The organism is Terrabacter sp. Ter38, from assembly GCF_024519435.1.
Classification (GTDB): Bacteria; Actinomycetota; Actinomycetes; order Actinomycetales; family Dermatophilaceae; genus Terrabacter.
In genome coordinates, this window is record NZ_JALJRZ010000004.1 from 362,265 (window position 1) to 377,472 (window position 15,208).

The window sequence follows — 15,208 nt, forward strand, 5'->3', positions numbered from 1 at the left end:
CTGGGCCGGTGTCGCACCTGCCGCCTACGTTCGGGGCATGCTCACCGCCGTCGCCGTGTCCGGCTACCGCTCGCTGCGCGACGTCGTCGTGCCCCTGCACGGGCTCGACGTCGTCACGGGAGCGAACGGCAGCGGCAAGTCGAGCCTCTACCGGTCGCTCAGGCTCCTCGCCGGCTGCGGGCGGGGCGACGTCATCGCCACCCTGGCCCGCGAGGGTGGCCTCCAGTCAGCGCTCTGGGCCGGCCCGGCGACCCTCGGCGGCGCCCGCGACCGGGGTCACGCCGTGCAGGGCACCCGACGCAAGGGCCCGATCAGCCTTCGACTCGGCTTCGCGTCCGACGACTTCGGCTACCTCGTCGACCTCGGCCTGCCGCAGCAGTCGACCGGCGGCGAGGCCGGCACCCCGTCGGCCTTCCTGCGTGACCCCGAGATCAAGCGCGAGATCGTCTGGGCCGGACCCGTCATGCGGCCCGGCTCGGTGCTCGTGCGCCGCCGCTGGGGTGTCGTCGAGACGAGGGCCGTCGGTGGGAGCGACGACGGCTGGGCGTCGGAGTGGGGGCCTGACGACGACGACGCGACGGAGTGGGAGTCCGATCCGGTCGAGGTGCCCGGCTCGCGAGCCGGGTCACGCTCGCCCGCCTACCGCTCGCCGGCAGGCGCCGCGGGGGCTGCCGCCCGCCGCACCGAGAGGCCGGGCTGGACCGAGCTGACCCGCTCGCTGCGCCCGTGGGAGAGCATGCTGACCGAGCTGGCCGACCCCGATCGGGCGCCCGAGCTGCTGCGGGTGCGCCGGATGATCCGCGGCTGGCGCTTCTACGACGGCTTCCGCGCCGACGCCGAGGCCCCGGCGCGGACGCCCCAGGTCGGCACCCGCACACCGGTGCTCGCCGACGACGGACGCGACCTCGCCGCCGCGCTCCAGACGATCCGCGAGAACGGCCAGTCCGAGCTCGACCACGCCGTCGCCGACGCCTTCGACGGGGCGATCCTCGAGGTCACCGTCGACGGCGGCCGCTTCGACGTGGAGCTGCACCAGCCCGGCATGCTGCGGCCGCTCGCGGGCGCTGAGCTGTCCGACGGCACACTGCGCTACCTGCTCCTCGTCGCGGCGCTGCTGACGCCCGACGCGCCGCCCCTCATGGTCCTCAACGAGCCCGAGACGTCCCTGCACCCCGACCTGCTGCCGCCGCTCGCACGGCTCGTCCGGTCCGCGGCCGAACGAAGCCAGGTCATGGTCGTCTCCCACTCCGACGCGCTGATCCGCGCGCTCGGGGTCGTCGACCCCGACGACGACGAGGCGCCGGTGGGCCTCGGCTCACCGGCCCGAGGCATCACCCTCGTCAAGGACCTCGGCGAGACCTTCGTGCACGGTCAAGGCCTGCTCACGACCCCGGCCTGGACGTGGGGCACCCGGCGCTGACCGCTCCGGCGAGCGCGCCCCGGGCACACGGCATACGCCATCGGCCGTCACGGCTCAGGAGGTGGCGTTGTCGACCCGAGGGTCCGCCGGCCGCATGACGTCCAGGGGGCCGGGGCTGCGCCGGATCCGGGCGGTCGCGAAGGTCGTCCACGCGGCCGTGACCAGCAGGTAGCAGGCAAACGCGCCGACGAGCCAGCCGAACTGGTCGTAGATCCCGCGGGCGGCCTGGTAGGAGAAGCAGGCGGCCATCAGGACCTGCGGGACGGCCAGGGCGGGGTAGCGCTCGGCCCAGTCGAGTGCCGTGCGCCACGTCGCACGATCCGTCCGGGGTCGCTGTCCCTTCACGACCGCGAGCACGAGATCGTGCCGGGTCCGTCGCGGCAGCGACCGCCAGGCCTTGCTCACGGCTCACGCGCTGGCACGGTCCGGTGTTCCCATGCTTCCCCCCGGTGGTCAGTGTCGGGCCCATCGTCGCACGGTGGCGCGGCTCGGGTGGGGGCCTCGTCGTCCCGCATTGTGAGATTCGCAGGGCTCTCCGGTAAGTTCCGGGTCGAGGACCAAGCACGTGTCCGTCGTCACGAACGGCGGCCTGCCCCCCCAGAAGCCGACGAGCGGGTGACCCCCGCTCGCGGGCCGAACGAGTAGGCCGGTCTCACCGGCGAAGGAGCCCCAGTGAGCGACAAGGTTGTCGCCGAGCTGCAGGAGCCGACCCCCGCGGTCGGCGACGGTGGCCCGGACATGATCCAGCTGCTGACCCCCGAAGGTCAGCGCGTGTCCCATCCCGACTACGACAAGTACGTCGCGGACCTGACGCCCGAGGACCTGCGGAGCTTCTACCGCGACCTCGTCCTCATCCGCCGGCTCGACGCCGAGGGCTACGCCCTCCAGCGTCAGGGTGAGCTCGGCCTGTGGCCCAGCCTGCTCGGCCAGGAGGCGGCCCAGGTCGGCTCCGGTCGTGCGCTGCGGCCCCACGACTTCGTCTTCCCGACCTACCGCGAGCACGGCGTCGGCTTCGTGCGCGGCATGGACCCGCAGAGCTCGCTGCAGCTCTTCCGCGGCGTCAGCCAGGGCGGCTGGGACCCGCAGGAGAACAACTTCCACCTCTACACCATCGTCATCGGGGCCCAGGCGCTGCACGCCACGGGCTACGCGATGGGCGTGCGGATGGACGGCAACGTCGGCACCGGCGACCCCGACCGCGACACCGCGGTCATCTGCTACTTCGGCGACGGCGCCTCCTCGCAGGGCGACGTCAACGAGGCCTTCGTCTACGCGGCGAGCTTCGACGCGCCGGTCGTCTTCTTCTGCCAGAACAACCAGTGGGCCATCTCCGAGCCCGTCGAGAAGCAGACCCGCATCCCTCTCTTCCAGCGAGCCCGCGGCTTCGGCTTCCCCGGCGTCCGCGTCGACGGCAACGACATCCTTGCCACGTATGCCGTGACGCAGCACTGCCTCGACGAGGCCCGCAACGGCAACGGCCCGCTCCTCATCGAGGCCTACACGTACCGCATGGGTGCGCACACGACGGCCGACGACCCGACGAAGTACCGCGTCTCGGCCGAGGTCGAGGAGTGGAAGTTCCGCGACCCGATCCTGCGCCTCAAGACCCTCCTCGCCCACGAGGGGATGGCCGACGAGGCCTTCTTCGCCCGGGTCGACGAGGAGGCCGACCAGTTCGCCGCCGAGCTGCGCGAGGGCTGCGTCACGATGGAGACGATGGCCGGCGAGACGATGTGGGACCACGTCTACGCCGAGGACCACCCCGTCATGGAGGCGGAGCGTGCCGCCTACCTCGCCTACAAGGCGAGCTTCGAGGAGGCGAACTGATGGCCGGCCAGCTCGAGAAGGTCACGCTCGGCAAGAGCATCACCAACGGCCTGCGCAAGGCCATGGAGGCCGACCCCAAGGTCGTGCTCATCGGTGAGGACATCGGCAAGCTCGGTGGCGTCTTCCGCATCACCGAGGGCCTGCAGAAGGACTTCGGCGAGGACCGCGTCATCGACAGCCCGCTCGCCGAGTCCGGCATCGTCGGCACCGCGGTCGGCATGGCGCTGCGCGGCTACCGTCCCGTCTGCGAGATCCAGTTCGACGGTTTCGTCTACCCGGCCTTCGACCAGATCGTCAGCCAGGTCGCCAAGATGCACGCCCGCGCCCTCGGCGCCGTCAAGATCCCGATGGTCATCCGCATCCCGTTCGGCGGCGGCATCGGCAGCCCGGAGCACCACTCCGAGAGCCCCGAGGCGTACTTCGCCCACACCGCGGGCCTGCGGGTCGTGGCGTGCAGCAACCCCGAGGACGCCCACTGGATGATCCAGCAGGCCGTCGCCTGCGACGACCCGGTGATCTTCTTCGAGCCGAAGCGCCGCTACCACGACCGGGCCGAGTACGACACGACGGCGACCACGGCGCCGCGCGGCCTCTTCGAGGCCAACGTGCTCCGTGAGGGCACCGACGTGACGCTGCTCGGCTACGGCCCCGTCGTCAAGACGATGCTCGAGTCGGCCGCCGCCGCGGAGGCCGAGGGCACGAGCATCGAGGTCATCGACCTCCGCTCGCTCTCGCCGCTCCCGATCGACACCATCGTCACGTCGGTGCGCAAGACGGGTCGTCTCGTCGTGGTCCAGGAGGCGAGCAGCTTCCTCGGCATGGCGTCGGAGATCTCGGCGCAGGTCACGGAGCAGTGCTTCTACGAGCTCGAGGCCCCGGTCGTGCGCGTCGCCGGCGCGAACATCCCCTACCCGCCGAGCCGGATGGAGGAGGAGTTCCTCCCCGACCTCGACCGCATCCTCGACGGCGTCGACCGCGCGCTCGCGTACTGAGAAGGGTTGCGACACATGGCAATCAAGACGTTCAACCTGCCCGACCCCGGCGAGGGGCTCGTCGAGGCCGAGATCGTGGAGTGGAAGGTGTCGCCCGGCGACACCGTCAAGGTCAACGACATGGTCCTCGAGATCGAGACCGCCAAGTCGCTCGTCGAGCTGCCGATCCCGTGGGCCGGCACCGTCAAGGAGCTGCTCGTCGAGGTCGGCCAGACCATCGACGTCGGCACGCCGATCATCTCGATCGACGACGGCAAGGGTGGGGACGACGCACCCGCCGCCGCGCCGTCGATCCCGGGCGAGAAAGCCGCCGCGGCCGAGGGCACCGCCGGAGCCGGTTCCGAGGCGATCCTCGTCGGCTACGGCGCCAAGGCGGGTGCCACGGCCCGTCGTGCCCGCAAGGGCATGCCCGCCGCCCCGGTCGCAGCCGCGCCGACCGAGACCGAGCAGGTCGCGGCTGCCGCACCCGTCGCCGAACCGACCGCGCCGGCTCCACGGGTCGAGTCGCCGGCTCCTGCCGTCCAGGTCGCGGCTGCTGTCGGTGGCCGTCCCAAGGCGAAGCCGCCGGTCCGCAAGCTCGCCAAGGACCTCGGCATCGACCTCGCGTCCGTCACGCCGACGGGCGCCGATGGCATCATCACCCGCGACGACGTGACGAACCATGTGAGCGGCGCCGCCGTGAACGGCGTTGCAGCACAAGCTGACTCCGCCGTCGGCGTGGCCGCGCCGGCCATCCCGCGTATGCCGTTCGGCGCGGGTGAGCGCGAGGAGCGCACACCGATCAAGGGCGTCCGCAAGATGACGGCGCAGGCGATGGTCGGCTCGGCCTTCACCGCCCCGCACGTCACCGAGTGGATCACCATCGACGTGACGAAGACGATGGAGCTCGTCGACCGCCTCAAGGGCAACCGCGAGTTCACGGACGTCAAGGTCACGCCGCTGCTCGTGCTCGCCAAGGCGCTCGTCCTCGCGGTCAAGCGCAACCCGGGCATGAACGCGACGTGGGACGAGGCGGCCCAGGAGATCGTCCAGAAGAACTACGTCAACCTCGGCATCGCCGCGGCGACCCCGCGGGGCCTCATCGTCCCGAACATCAAGGACGCCCACGCCATGACGATGCTCGAGCTGGCACAGGCCATCGGCCGCCTGACGGCGACGGCCCGTGAGGGACGGACCCAGCCCGCCGAGATGTCGGGCGGCACGATGACGATCACCAACGTCGGCGTCTTCGGCGTCGACAGCGGAACCCCGATCATCAACCCGGGGGAGTCGGCCATCGTGTGCTTCGGCGCGATCCGCAAGCAGCCGTGGGTCGTCACCGACGCCGACGGCAACGACGAGATCGCGATCCGCCACGTCACGCAGCTCGCGGTGAGCTTCGACCACCGTCTCATCGACGGCGAGCTCGGCAGCCGCTTCCTCTCCGACCTGGCAGCCATCCTCGCCGACCCGGCCCAGGCCCTCGTCTGGGGCTGACCCGCCACCCCCGGACCACCCGTCGAGAGGCCACGTCTGGCCCACGATGACCAGTCGAAAGGCCAGCTCTCGTCCCGAGAGCTGGCCTTTCGACATGCACGGGGGGCCACACGTGGCCTCTCGACGGGCTCCGCCGCCTCGGTCAGCCCTTCAGGGCCTGACGGATGAACAGGTCCATGGCCCGGTCGGGCAGGAGCCTGCGCGCCGTGACGATGGCCCGGGCCCCCTTGCCGGCGGGGTAGCGGGCCGCCGGGTTCGTCGCCTCGAGGGCCTTGAGCACCTTCTCGGCGACCGCCTCGGGCCCTGAGCTCATCCGCGAGGTGTCGACGCGCTCGAACATCACGGCCATCCGGCGGGCGAGGTCCTCGTAGACGGTGCCGATCGACCGCTCGACCATGCTCTCGCGGGCGATGGTGTTCCACTCCGAGATGATCGGGCCCGGCTCGACGATGACGACGTCGATGCCGAAGGGGGCGAGCTCGATGCGCAGGCTGTCACTGAAGCCCTCGACCGCGAACTTCGTGGCATGGTACCACGCCCCGAGTGGCTCGTAGATCTTGCCGCCGATGCTGGAGATGTTGACGATCCGGCCGCGACGCCGCGTGCGCATGTGCGGTGTGACGAGCTGGGCGAGGCGGGCGAGCCCGAAGACGTTGACCTCGAACTGCCGCCGCGCCTCGTCGATCGGCACGTGCTCGACCGGCCCGTACGAGCCGTAGCCGGCGTTGTTGACGAGGGCGTCGATCTGCCCCTGCTCGGTGATGATGCGGTCGACGCCCGCGACCATCGACGCGTCGTCGGTGACGTCCATGGCGAAGGGGATGATGCCGCGGGACTCGAGCGCGGCCATGCGCTCGACGCGGCGGGCGACGGCATACACCGTCCACCCGGACTCGACGAGGTGGATGGCGATGGACTCGCCGATGCCGGAGGACGCACCGGTGACGAGGGCTACCTTGCTCATCCCGCCACCGTATGCGGCCCCGCCGGGACACGAGCGTGCGGCCACCTTTCAGCGCGCCCCGGCCCGACCGCATACGCCCTCGTCAACCGTCGAGAGGCCACGTCCGGCCCCTTGAACGCAGTCGAGAGGCCAGCTCTCGTCCTGAGAACTGGCCTCTCGATGTGTCGGAAGCGGCCAGAGGTGGCCTCTCGACGGTTCAGGTCGCGGAGTGGGGCGCGGTCAGCGCACCGAGGCCTCGGCCTGCTCGGCGACCCTGGCGTTCTGCCGGTCGACGAGGTAGGCGGCGGTGAGGTCGTCACCGACGGCGGACAGGAGGCGGATGTCGACCGCCTCGTGGCGCTCGGCGACGGTCGGCTCGACGGTCGTCATGACCGTGCGGGCGTCCCTCTCGGCCACCGCCGTGGCGAGCTCGCGCTTGAGGGCCTCGTCGAGGATGCCACCGGGCAGCTTGGCCCGGGCCGCGACCTCCACGGCGAACCGCTCGGTCTCGGCGGCCAGCGCGACGTCCTCGGTCGTCAGCATCCGCGACGTGCGGTGCAGCAGGGCCGAGCCGGCGTCGAGATCGCCCTCGCCGAGCCGGGTCACGGCCTGGGTCAGCAGGGGACGGTCGCCGCGCAGCGCCGAGTCGGCGAGCAGGCCGAGGCGCAGTCCGAGCAGACGCTCGTGCGTACGCGTGTTGCCGGCCTCGCGGCCGAGGGGCACCTTGAGCTCGTCGTCGGGTGCCGACTGCGACATCGTGTCGAGCAGCTCGATGCCGGCCTCGTCGGGCGTGTGCACGGTGTCGCGCAGCGGCACCTCCTTGATGAAGAGCGCGGCGAGCAGGGCGAGCGCGAAGGGCACGAGACCCCAGACGAACACCGTGTGCAGCGAGTCGGCCAGCCCCTGCTGGACACCCGTCGCGACCTGCGGAGGCAGCTTGGCGAGGGCCGAAGGGTCGAGCACCGAGCCGGCGCTCACCTGCTGTCCGGACGCCTGCATCTGCTGCACCACGGAGGCCGGCAGGTGCGAGGCGATGTTGCCGGCGAGGCCGCTCGTCATGATCGTGCCGAAGACGGCCGTGCCGACGGTCGAGCCGACGTTGCGGAAGAACTGCGTCGACGCGGTCGCGACGCCGAGGTCCTTGCGCTGTGAGGAGTTCTGGATGATCAGGGTGAAGACCTGCAGCGCCATGCCGAGACCGATGCCGAAGACGATCATCGAGAGCGTCAGCTCGGTCTGGCTCGAGCCGTAGTGCAGCTGGGTCAGCAGCCAGAAGCCGACGCCCATGATGAGGATGCCCGCGATCGTCTGGAGCTTGTAGCGGCCGGTCTTGGTGATGACGAGACCGGAGATGATCGACAGGCCGATCATGGCGACGGACATCGGCATGAGGATGAGGCCGGAGTTCGTGGCCGAGGCCCCGAGCACCCCCTGCGCGTAGACCGGGAGGTAGATCATCGCGCCGAACATCATGACCGAGACCATGAAGGCCGCGATGTTGGAGAGCGTGAAGAGCGGGCTCTTGAAGAGGCGCAGCGGCAGCACCGGCTCGACGGCCTTGCGCTCGATGGCGATGAAGACGCCGAGCATGACGACGCCGGCGGCATACATGCCGATGATGGCGGGGGAGTCCCATGCGAGCGTCGTACCGCCGAGCGAGGTGGGCACGAGGAGCAGGATGAGGGTCATCGACAGCGCGGCGATGCCGGCCTTGTCGACGACGGTCTCGCGGGGCGTGTGCTCGAGGTGGAGGAAGCGGCTGATGCCGAAGAAGGCGAAGACGCCGACCGGCAGGGTGATGAAGAAGAGGTAGCGCCAGCCCCAGTTGTCGGTGACGAAGCCGCCGACGAGCGGGCCGAGGATCGAGGCGAGGCCGAAGACGCCGCCCATGAGGCCCTGGTACTTCCCGCGCTGACGCGGCGGGATGATGTCGCCGATGATCGTCTGCGACAGCGGCATCAGCGTGCCCATGCCGGCGCCCTGGATGGCGCGGGCGGCGATGAGCCACCAGAAGTTCTGGGCGAAGCCGGAGAGGATCGAGCCGGCCATGAAGACGACGAGTCCGCCGAGGTAGAAGCCGCGGCGACCGTAGAGGTCGCTCATCTTGCCGACGATGGGGACGGTGATCGCGCTGACGAGCATGGCGGCCGTGGCCAGCCACGAGTAGTGGTCGATGCCGCCGAGCTCGGCGACGATGCGCGGCATGGCCGGCCCGACGATCGTCTGGCTGATCGACGCCACGAGCATGCCGAGCATGAGGGCGATGAAGATGTTGCGGGTCGGGCGGTCGAGGCCGGGCGCCTTGGTGACGCTCGCCCTGCTGGCTGATGCGGTCGCGGTGTCCGTGGCTACCCCCTGGGTCTTCTGTGGCATGTCCTCCACGGTACGCCGAATATGCAGTCACTGCAAAATTGCAGTCCATGCAGTGAACGTGTCACGATGAGGCCATGAGCACGGACCTGCTGACCGACGACTCGTGCGGCCTGCGTGAGCGCAAGAAGCGCGAGACCCGCCGCGCGCTCAACCTCGCCGCCCTCGACCTCGTCGAGGAGCGGGGCTTCGCGGCCGTCACGACCGAGGAGATCGCGGCCCGGGCGGGCGTCAGCACCCGCACGTTCTTCAACTACTTCCCGTCCAAGGAGGCCGCCGTCATCGGCACGACGGCCGAGGAGCTCGAGTCGTATGCCGCCGCGCTGGAGCAGGACGTCGACGGGGAGACACCGCTCGAGTCCCTCCGCCGGATCCTCGCGGGCATGCTCGCGCCAGCGTCGATCGACCGCGAGCTGCGCGCCCGCCGTCGTCGCATCCTGCTCGGTGAGCCCTCCCTCGCCCCGGCGCTCGTCGGCAACAACATCCGCATCGAGAACGCCCTGACCGCCGCCCTCGAGCGTCGCCTCGCCGTGCAGCCGGGCGCCTCGCTCGAGGCGCGCCTGACGGTGGCCGTGGCCATCGCGGCCGTGCGCGCCTGCATCGAGCACCAGCAGAACGGTGGCTCCGGCCGCCTCGAGCGCAACATCGACCAGGCCTTCGAGCGCATCGCTGCCGGCCTGCGTTGAGGAGGGCCGTGGTGCAGCCGGGCCGCCGGGACGGACCGGCACCGGCGAGTGCGTCCGGCACCGTCGGTCAGCGCGGAGCGGTTCCCGCGTGGCTCATGCAGGTTCGGGCCGTGGGCCGGGCTCGCAGCCGCTCGTCGGGGATCGCCTCGCCGCACACCTCGCACCGGCCGTAGCGGCCGTCGGTGATCCGCTGCAGCGCGGCGTCGATCTCGACGAGGTGCCGCTCGGCCTGTTCGATGAGGGCGCCGATCTGGGTGCGCTCGTAGGCGATCGTCGAGCCCTCGGGGTCGTGCTCGTCGTCGGCGATGTTGGCCCTCGACGCCTCGACGACCTCGGCGAACTCCCGGCGCAGCCCGGTGATGCGCTCGACCTCGGTGGCCCGGTTCACCGTCAGCTCCGCCGCGTGGGCGGCCGTCTTCGTGCTCATGTCCCCCATCGTCCTCCCGTTTCGGTCGAGTCGGCCGGAACGAGTGGTCCACGGCGCCCTCCGAGGTGCCTGAACGGCCGTCGATCCGGGCGTCCCGTCCCGCACCTTCGCCACCGATCTGCGGTGCGTCGTATCAGGGGACGGCTCACGGCCTTCCGACCTGTGACGGGTGTCGACGGGGCACCCCGGGCGAGGGAGGCGGCCGTGACAAGCGGACGAGTGCGCGACGCGGTCCACGGCATCGCCTGGGCCGCCGGGCTAGCGTCCTTCGCGTGGGCAGGACTCGGCCTGACGGAGGTGCAGGGGGCGCCGCGCAGCGGCCACGGAACCGTCGCGGCATCCCCCGTCGTCACGACGGCGCCGCCGAGCGGGCTCCGTGTCGAGGGCGGCCCGAACGCCGACGGCTGGTATGCCGCCCCGGCTCGCTACCACTGGGTGGCGCAGGACCTCGGGGGCGGGATCACCTCGTGCCAGGGCGGATCCGTCGTCGCCGTCGACTCGGCGGTGCCGCGCACCGTGTACGGCACGTGTGTCGACGATGCGGGCAGGCCGGCGTCCTACGTCGGCTTCTCCTACCGCTACGACGGGACGCCGCCGACACTCGACCCGGTCGCCGTCCCAGCGGTCGTCCCGCGTCATGGGGTCGTCGTCGCCCAGCCACGCGCGACCGACGCGCTCTCGGGCGTCGCTCGCCAGGGCTGCAACGGCGGCCGCGCGCCGAACACCCGACGGCTCGGGCTCCACACCGTCACGTGCTTCGTGCTGGACCGCGCCGGCAACGTGGCCACGGCCAGCGCGTCCTACCTCGTCGTGGACCGGCGGCTCCGCCAGGGCTGAGCCACGGCGGGCAGCGGCGGACGACGGCTGGGCGGCCGAGCACGTCCGCCCAGGCGCCCCCGACCGGCCGGCGGCGGACGACGGCTGGGCGGCCGAGCACGGCCGCCGGTCGCACCCGACCGGCCGGCGGCCACGGCGCGTCCTGCCCACCCGGCAGGATGGACCCATGAGCGACCCCAGAGGAGTGGTCTTCCCACTCGACCCGACGTCCGGACGCCGCAGCACGACTGCCACCGGACGTGCCGTGGTCGCCGACGCCCTGCGCGGGGTCGACCCGGTGGGCGCCGCGTCCGCCGAGCGGGAGACGAACTGGCGCCAGGGCTACCTGCCGCACTTCCGGCGTCTCGTCGAGGCGGGCGTCGCGGTCCCCGGCGCGGCCCAGGTCATCGCCACGAGCGGGCTCGACTCCCTGCACGCGCGCATGCGCTGGGCGACCGACGAGGGCGACCGACCGCTCGACACGGCGGTCGCCGCCGACGAGAGCGTGGTCGCCCTCGGCTCCGAGACCGTGCGCGGCGAGGGTGCGCCCGACCGCACGCTCTCGGTGCCGTATGCCGGTGAGCGCCTCTCCGGGGACGCCCTGCGACGACGGCTCGACCGGTGGGTCGAGGCCGGGACCGTCGAGCCCACCTGCGCCGAGGCGGTCGGCCTCGTCATCGACAACCCCGACTGGCTCGACCTCTCCGACCGCACCGTCGTGGTGCTCGGCGCAGCCGCTGAGATGGGCCCGCTGCGCTCGCTGCTGCGCTGGGGCGCCGATGTCGCTGCCGTCGATCTGCCGCGAAAGGACTTGTGGGACAGACTGATCGGCGATACCCGCCGACTGGCTGGATCCATCACCGTGCCGGTTCACCTCGGGGACGAGCCGCTGGCCGCTCGCGCCGGCGGCGACCTGGTGCACGACCTCGGCCCCGTCACCCGATGGGTCGCGGCCATCGACGGACCGCTCGCCATCGGCAACTACGTCTATGCCGACGGCGAGACCAACGTCCGCGTCTCGATGGCCGTCGACGCCCTGACCCGTGCGGTCGTCGACGCCAAGGGCCGCGACGACGTCGCCCTCGCCTTCCTCGCGACCCCGACCGACGTCTTCGCCGTCCCGGGGGCCGCGGTCGAGCGGTCGGTCGACAGCTACGCCCACCGACGCACCTCCAAGGCCCTGCGGGTGCCCCTGCGGACCGTGAGCGGTGGCCGCCTGCTGCGCCGCAACTACGTTCCCGGCCAGGACCCCGGCATCAATGACAGCGTCGTGCTCCAGCAGGGACCCAACTACCTGCTCGCCAAGCGCCTCCAACGGTGGCGGGCGACGGCATACCGCGCCGACCGCGGTCTCGTGTCGTTCAAGGTGGCCCCGCCCACGCGCACCCGCTCGGTGGTCAAGAACCGCGCCCTGGCCGCCGCCTACGCAGGCGCCCACCGCTTCGGCATCGAGGTGTTCGAGCCGGGCACGGCCAACACGCTCATGGCGGCGCTCCTCGTCCACGACCTGCGCACCGGATCGCCCGCCCAGCCGAGCGCATGGCAGGACGAAGCGTATGCCGCGGCACACGGAGGCCTGTGGACCGCGGCGTACGACCCGCGCAGCGCCCTCGGCATCGCCGCCCTCCTGGGGATTGCGGCGGCCCGCTGAGCACCTGACGGCTGGCCGGTCGGGGCGAGGAGTTCGTCTCATTCGGCCCTTTGCTTGGCGCGAGCGGGTCCCAGGCTCGATGCTGTGTCCCATGAGTGAGCGAGTGGCGCAGCAGCCGCGCGTGGACGACCGGGCGCCGGAGCGCGGACTCGGCGGCACCATCGGCGCGCCCCGCACCCTCATCCCGGCGCTGCTGGCCGCCATCGCGTACGTCGACCCCGGCAACTTCGGTGTCAACATCACGTCCGGCGCCGAGCACGGTTACACGCTGGTCTGGGTCGTCGTCTTCGCGAGCTGCTCGGCCATGGTCATCCAGTACCTCGCGGCCAAGCTCGGCATGGCCTCGGGCAAGAGCTTGGCCGAGCACAGCGCCGAGCGCTTCCCCGGCGTCGGCCGGCTGCTGCTCTGGGCGCAGGCCGAGCTCGTCGTCATCATGACCGACCTCGCCGAGGTCGTCGGGGGCGCCATCGCCCTCAAGCTGCTCTTCGGCATGCCCCTGATGGCCGGGGCCGTCTGCGTGGCCGGCTTCAGCCTCGTCGTCCTTGCCCTCAAGGTCCGCGGCCGCAGCCACTTCGACTCCGTCGTGCTCGTCCTGCTCGTCGTCATCATCGCCTCGCTCCTGTGGCAGGTGCTCGTCGCCGACGTCGACCGGGTCGCGCTGCTGCGCTCGGTCGTGCCAGGACCGCTCGACTCGTCGGCGGCCCTGCTCGCGGTCGGCATCGTCGGCGCGACGGTGATGCCGCACGCCCTGCACTTCCACTCAGCCGCGTCGCGTGGTCACGACGACGGCAGCGAGGCGAGCCACGTCGAGCGGCTGCGCAGCGGCCGTCGCACCGTGCGCAGCGTCGTCATCGCCATGACGATCGCGGGCGCTGCCAACATCAGCCTCGTCGTGTTCGCTGCCGCCCTGCCGCCCACGGCGGGCGCGAGCATCGAGACGGCGTATGCCGCCCTGTCGGCCAACGCGGGGCAGATCGCCGCGACGATGCTGGCCGTCGCCCTCCTCGCGTCGGGCCTGGCCTCGACCCTGGTCGGCGTCCAGACCGGCGACGTCGTCATGCAGGGCTTCGGGCGCCGGCCCATCGCGCCGCTCCTGCGCCGGATGCTCGCCGTCGTGCCCACGCTCGTCATCCTCGGGCTCGGTGTCGAGCCGACCAACGCGCTCGTGTGGAGCCAGGTCGTCCTGTCGTTCGCGCTGCCCGGCACCCTCATCCCGCTCCTGCTCTTCACCCGCGACCGCAGGATCATGGGCGTGCTCGTCAACCACCGCCTCACGACCGCCGTCGCCGTGATCATCACCGCCGTCATCGTCGGTCTCTGCGCCTACCTCGTCGCCTCGAGCGTCTGAGCGCACGGCTTCGACGACGGCGAAGGGGTGGACCCGACGAACGGGTCCACCCCTTCACTGCTCGAGGTCGGTCGACCTCACGGTGTGCGCGTGCGCCGTCCGCTCAGCGGCCGGCGCGCCACCCGTCCCGCACGCCCTTGGCTCCGCCCCTGGCGGCGCGGTAGGCCCTGCGGAGGGTCGCCTTCGCCACGTCGGTGGCGTTGCTGCCGCTCGTGGTCGGAGCGGACGACGCAACGGATGCGGGCGCAGATGCGGCCGGAGCCGGCTTGGCGGAGGGGGCCGCCTTCTGACCCTCGTAGGGGAAGGGCTGCCACAGCTCGTTGAGTCCTGTGCTGGGGTCGTCCATGACCTCGGCCGGCAGGTCGCGCAGGTTCAGGCCGGCGTCCTTGGCCGCCTGACGGGCCTCGTCGTCGTAGGGCCGCTTGCGCCACGCGTCGACGAGGTACTTGCGGGTCTTGGTGTAGTCGGCATAGCGCTTCGCGTGCTTGTCGTCGGCGCCGATGTGCACGAAAAGGGCGATGCGGTCGCCGTCGGCCTCGGCCACCTCCTCGGGCGTGAAGCGGTCGTGCTCGTTGGGCATCGGGAAGGGCGCTTCGGGGTCCTTGAGCAGCATTCCGTTGCCGGAGTGCGTGATGCGCATGCTCCACACGGCCAGGTCGCCCGGCTGCGTCTTGACGTAGAGGTTCTCGCCCTCGGTCGTGTTGCGCAGATCGTGCGAGCCGATGCGGAGGTTGAGGCCACCCGTGTGCTCGGAGTGATCCTGGCAGTAGACGCCGAAACGCAGCTGGGTGTAGCGGCCGTCCCAGTCGGGTGCCTCGGGGTCGGTGCGGTCGGCGTTGTCCTTGTGCCAACCCTTCTGGGTGCCGTTGATCGTGAAGGAGCTGTCGCCGCTGTAGAAGAGGTCGTCCGTGCCCAGCAGCTTGCGGGCGACGGCAGCCATGCGGCCGTCCGTGATGACGTTGCGCAGGCGGGGGTTGGCGAGCAGGTCGCCGCCGTAGCCGCGGGACGCATAGGCCGCCTGGCGGAAGGCCTCGATCTCCTCGGGCGTGTAGACCCCGGGGAGAATGGCGTAGCCGCGCTCCCAGAACTGGTCGACGTCGAGTGCGTCGACGGCACTTTGGATGGCTGGTGCCGACATTGAGCTGTCCTCCTGCATTTGGCGGCCGTCTGCCGCGCTGCTGTTGATGACTTCGGAGGCTATCAGCGCTGCCTTGCCGATAGACCGTCAGACGGGCGTGGAGACGCCCCGACG

Annotated in this window: 13 protein-coding genes; 8 read left to right on the forward strand and 5 right to left on the reverse strand. The window is 71.5% G+C overall.

Going from position 1 to position 15,208, the window contains the following annotated elements; all coding sequences use genetic code 11:
• The first annotated feature begins 37 nt into the window (after positions 1-37).
• Positions 38-1,420 carry an AAA family ATPase gene (locus tag NR112_RS11515; protein ID WP_256794464.1) on the forward strand — a complete coding sequence of 461 codons (1,383 nt, stop codon included), beginning with the start codon at positions 38-40 and terminating at the stop codon, positions 1,418-1,420.
• A gap of 54 nt (positions 1,421-1,474) precedes the next feature.
• Here NR112_RS11515 and NR112_RS11520 read toward each other — a convergent pair whose 3' ends face one another.
• Positions 1,475-1,825, reverse strand: coding sequence for a hypothetical protein (locus NR112_RS11520; RefSeq protein WP_256794465.1), 351 nt, complete (start codon positions 1,823-1,825; stop codon positions 1,475-1,477).
• 267 nt (positions 1,826-2,092) lie between these two features.
• Between NR112_RS11520 and pdhA the strand changes: the two genes are divergently transcribed.
• From pdhA to NR112_RS11535, 3 genes are read left to right on the forward strand one after another with little or no spacing between them, the layout of a single operon-like run.
• A complete protein-coding gene (gene pdhA / locus NR112_RS11525; protein ID WP_256794466.1) occupies positions 2,093-3,247 on the forward strand; it encodes a pyruvate dehydrogenase (acetyl-transferring) E1 component subunit alpha in 1,155 nt (384 codons plus the stop codon).
• On the forward strand, positions 3,247-4,239 hold the full coding sequence (locus NR112_RS11530) for an alpha-ketoacid dehydrogenase subunit beta (protein ID WP_256794467.1): 993 nt from the start codon (positions 3,247-3,249) through the stop codon (positions 4,237-4,239). Before pdhA ends, NR112_RS11530 begins: the two co-directional genes overlap by 1 nt.
• A gap of 15 nt (positions 4,240-4,254) precedes the next feature.
• The gene (locus NR112_RS11535) at positions 4,255-5,715 is read left to right on the forward strand and encodes a dihydrolipoamide acetyltransferase family protein (RefSeq protein WP_256794468.1); all 1,461 of its coding nucleotides are present in this window, start codon (positions 4,255-4,257) and stop codon (positions 5,713-5,715) included.
• 142 nt (positions 5,716-5,857) lie between these two features.
• Here NR112_RS11535 and NR112_RS11540 read toward each other — a convergent pair whose 3' ends face one another.
• Positions 5,858-6,679, reverse strand: coding sequence for an oxidoreductase (locus NR112_RS11540; protein WP_256794469.1), 822 nt, complete (start codon positions 6,677-6,679; stop codon positions 5,858-5,860).
• 219 nt (positions 6,680-6,898) lie between these two features.
• The gene (locus NR112_RS11545; RefSeq protein ID WP_256794470.1) at positions 6,899-9,031 is read right to left on the reverse strand and encodes an MDR family MFS transporter; all 2,133 of its coding nucleotides are present in this window, start codon (positions 9,029-9,031) and stop codon (positions 6,899-6,901) included.
• 74 nt (positions 9,032-9,105) lie between these two features.
• Here NR112_RS11545 and NR112_RS11550 point away from each other — a divergent pair, with 74 nt between their 5' ends.
• Entirely contained in the window at positions 9,106-9,714 is a 609-nt protein-coding gene (locus NR112_RS11550; protein ID WP_256794471.1) for a TetR/AcrR family transcriptional regulator, read from the forward strand.
• 67 nt (positions 9,715-9,781) lie between these two features.
• Here NR112_RS11550 and NR112_RS11555 read toward each other — a convergent pair whose 3' ends face one another.
• Entirely contained in the window at positions 9,782-10,141 is a 360-nt protein-coding gene (locus tag NR112_RS11555; RefSeq protein WP_256794472.1) for a TraR/DksA C4-type zinc finger protein, read from the reverse strand.
• 204 nt (positions 10,142-10,345) lie between these two features.
• Here NR112_RS11555 and NR112_RS11560 point away from each other — a divergent pair, with 204 nt between their 5' ends.
• The 3 genes from NR112_RS11560 to NR112_RS11570 all read left to right on the forward strand — a co-directional run bounded on the left by NR112_RS11560 (position 10,346) and on the right by NR112_RS11570 (position 13,956).
• On the forward strand, positions 10,346-10,978 hold the full coding sequence (locus NR112_RS11560; protein ID WP_256794473.1) for a hypothetical protein: 633 nt from the start codon (positions 10,346-10,348) through the stop codon (positions 10,976-10,978).
• A gap of 166 nt (positions 10,979-11,144) precedes the next feature.
• Positions 11,145-12,608 carry a hypothetical protein gene (locus NR112_RS11565; protein WP_256794474.1) on the forward strand — a complete coding sequence of 488 codons (1,464 nt, stop codon included), beginning with the start codon at positions 11,145-11,147 and terminating at the stop codon, positions 12,606-12,608.
• Between the two features lie 91 nt (positions 12,609-12,699).
• On the forward strand, positions 12,700-13,956 hold the full coding sequence (locus NR112_RS11570) for an Nramp family divalent metal transporter (protein WP_256794475.1): 1,257 nt from the start codon (positions 12,700-12,702) through the stop codon (positions 13,954-13,956).
• Positions 13,957-14,059: 103 nt separating this feature from the next.
• Here the strand turns inward: NR112_RS11570 and NR112_RS11575 are convergent, their stop codons facing one another.
• On the reverse strand, positions 14,060-15,094 hold the full coding sequence (locus tag NR112_RS11575) for a hypothetical protein (RefSeq protein ID WP_256794476.1): 1,035 nt from the start codon (positions 15,092-15,094) through the stop codon (positions 14,060-14,062).
• Positions 15,095-15,208: the final 114 nt, after the last annotated feature.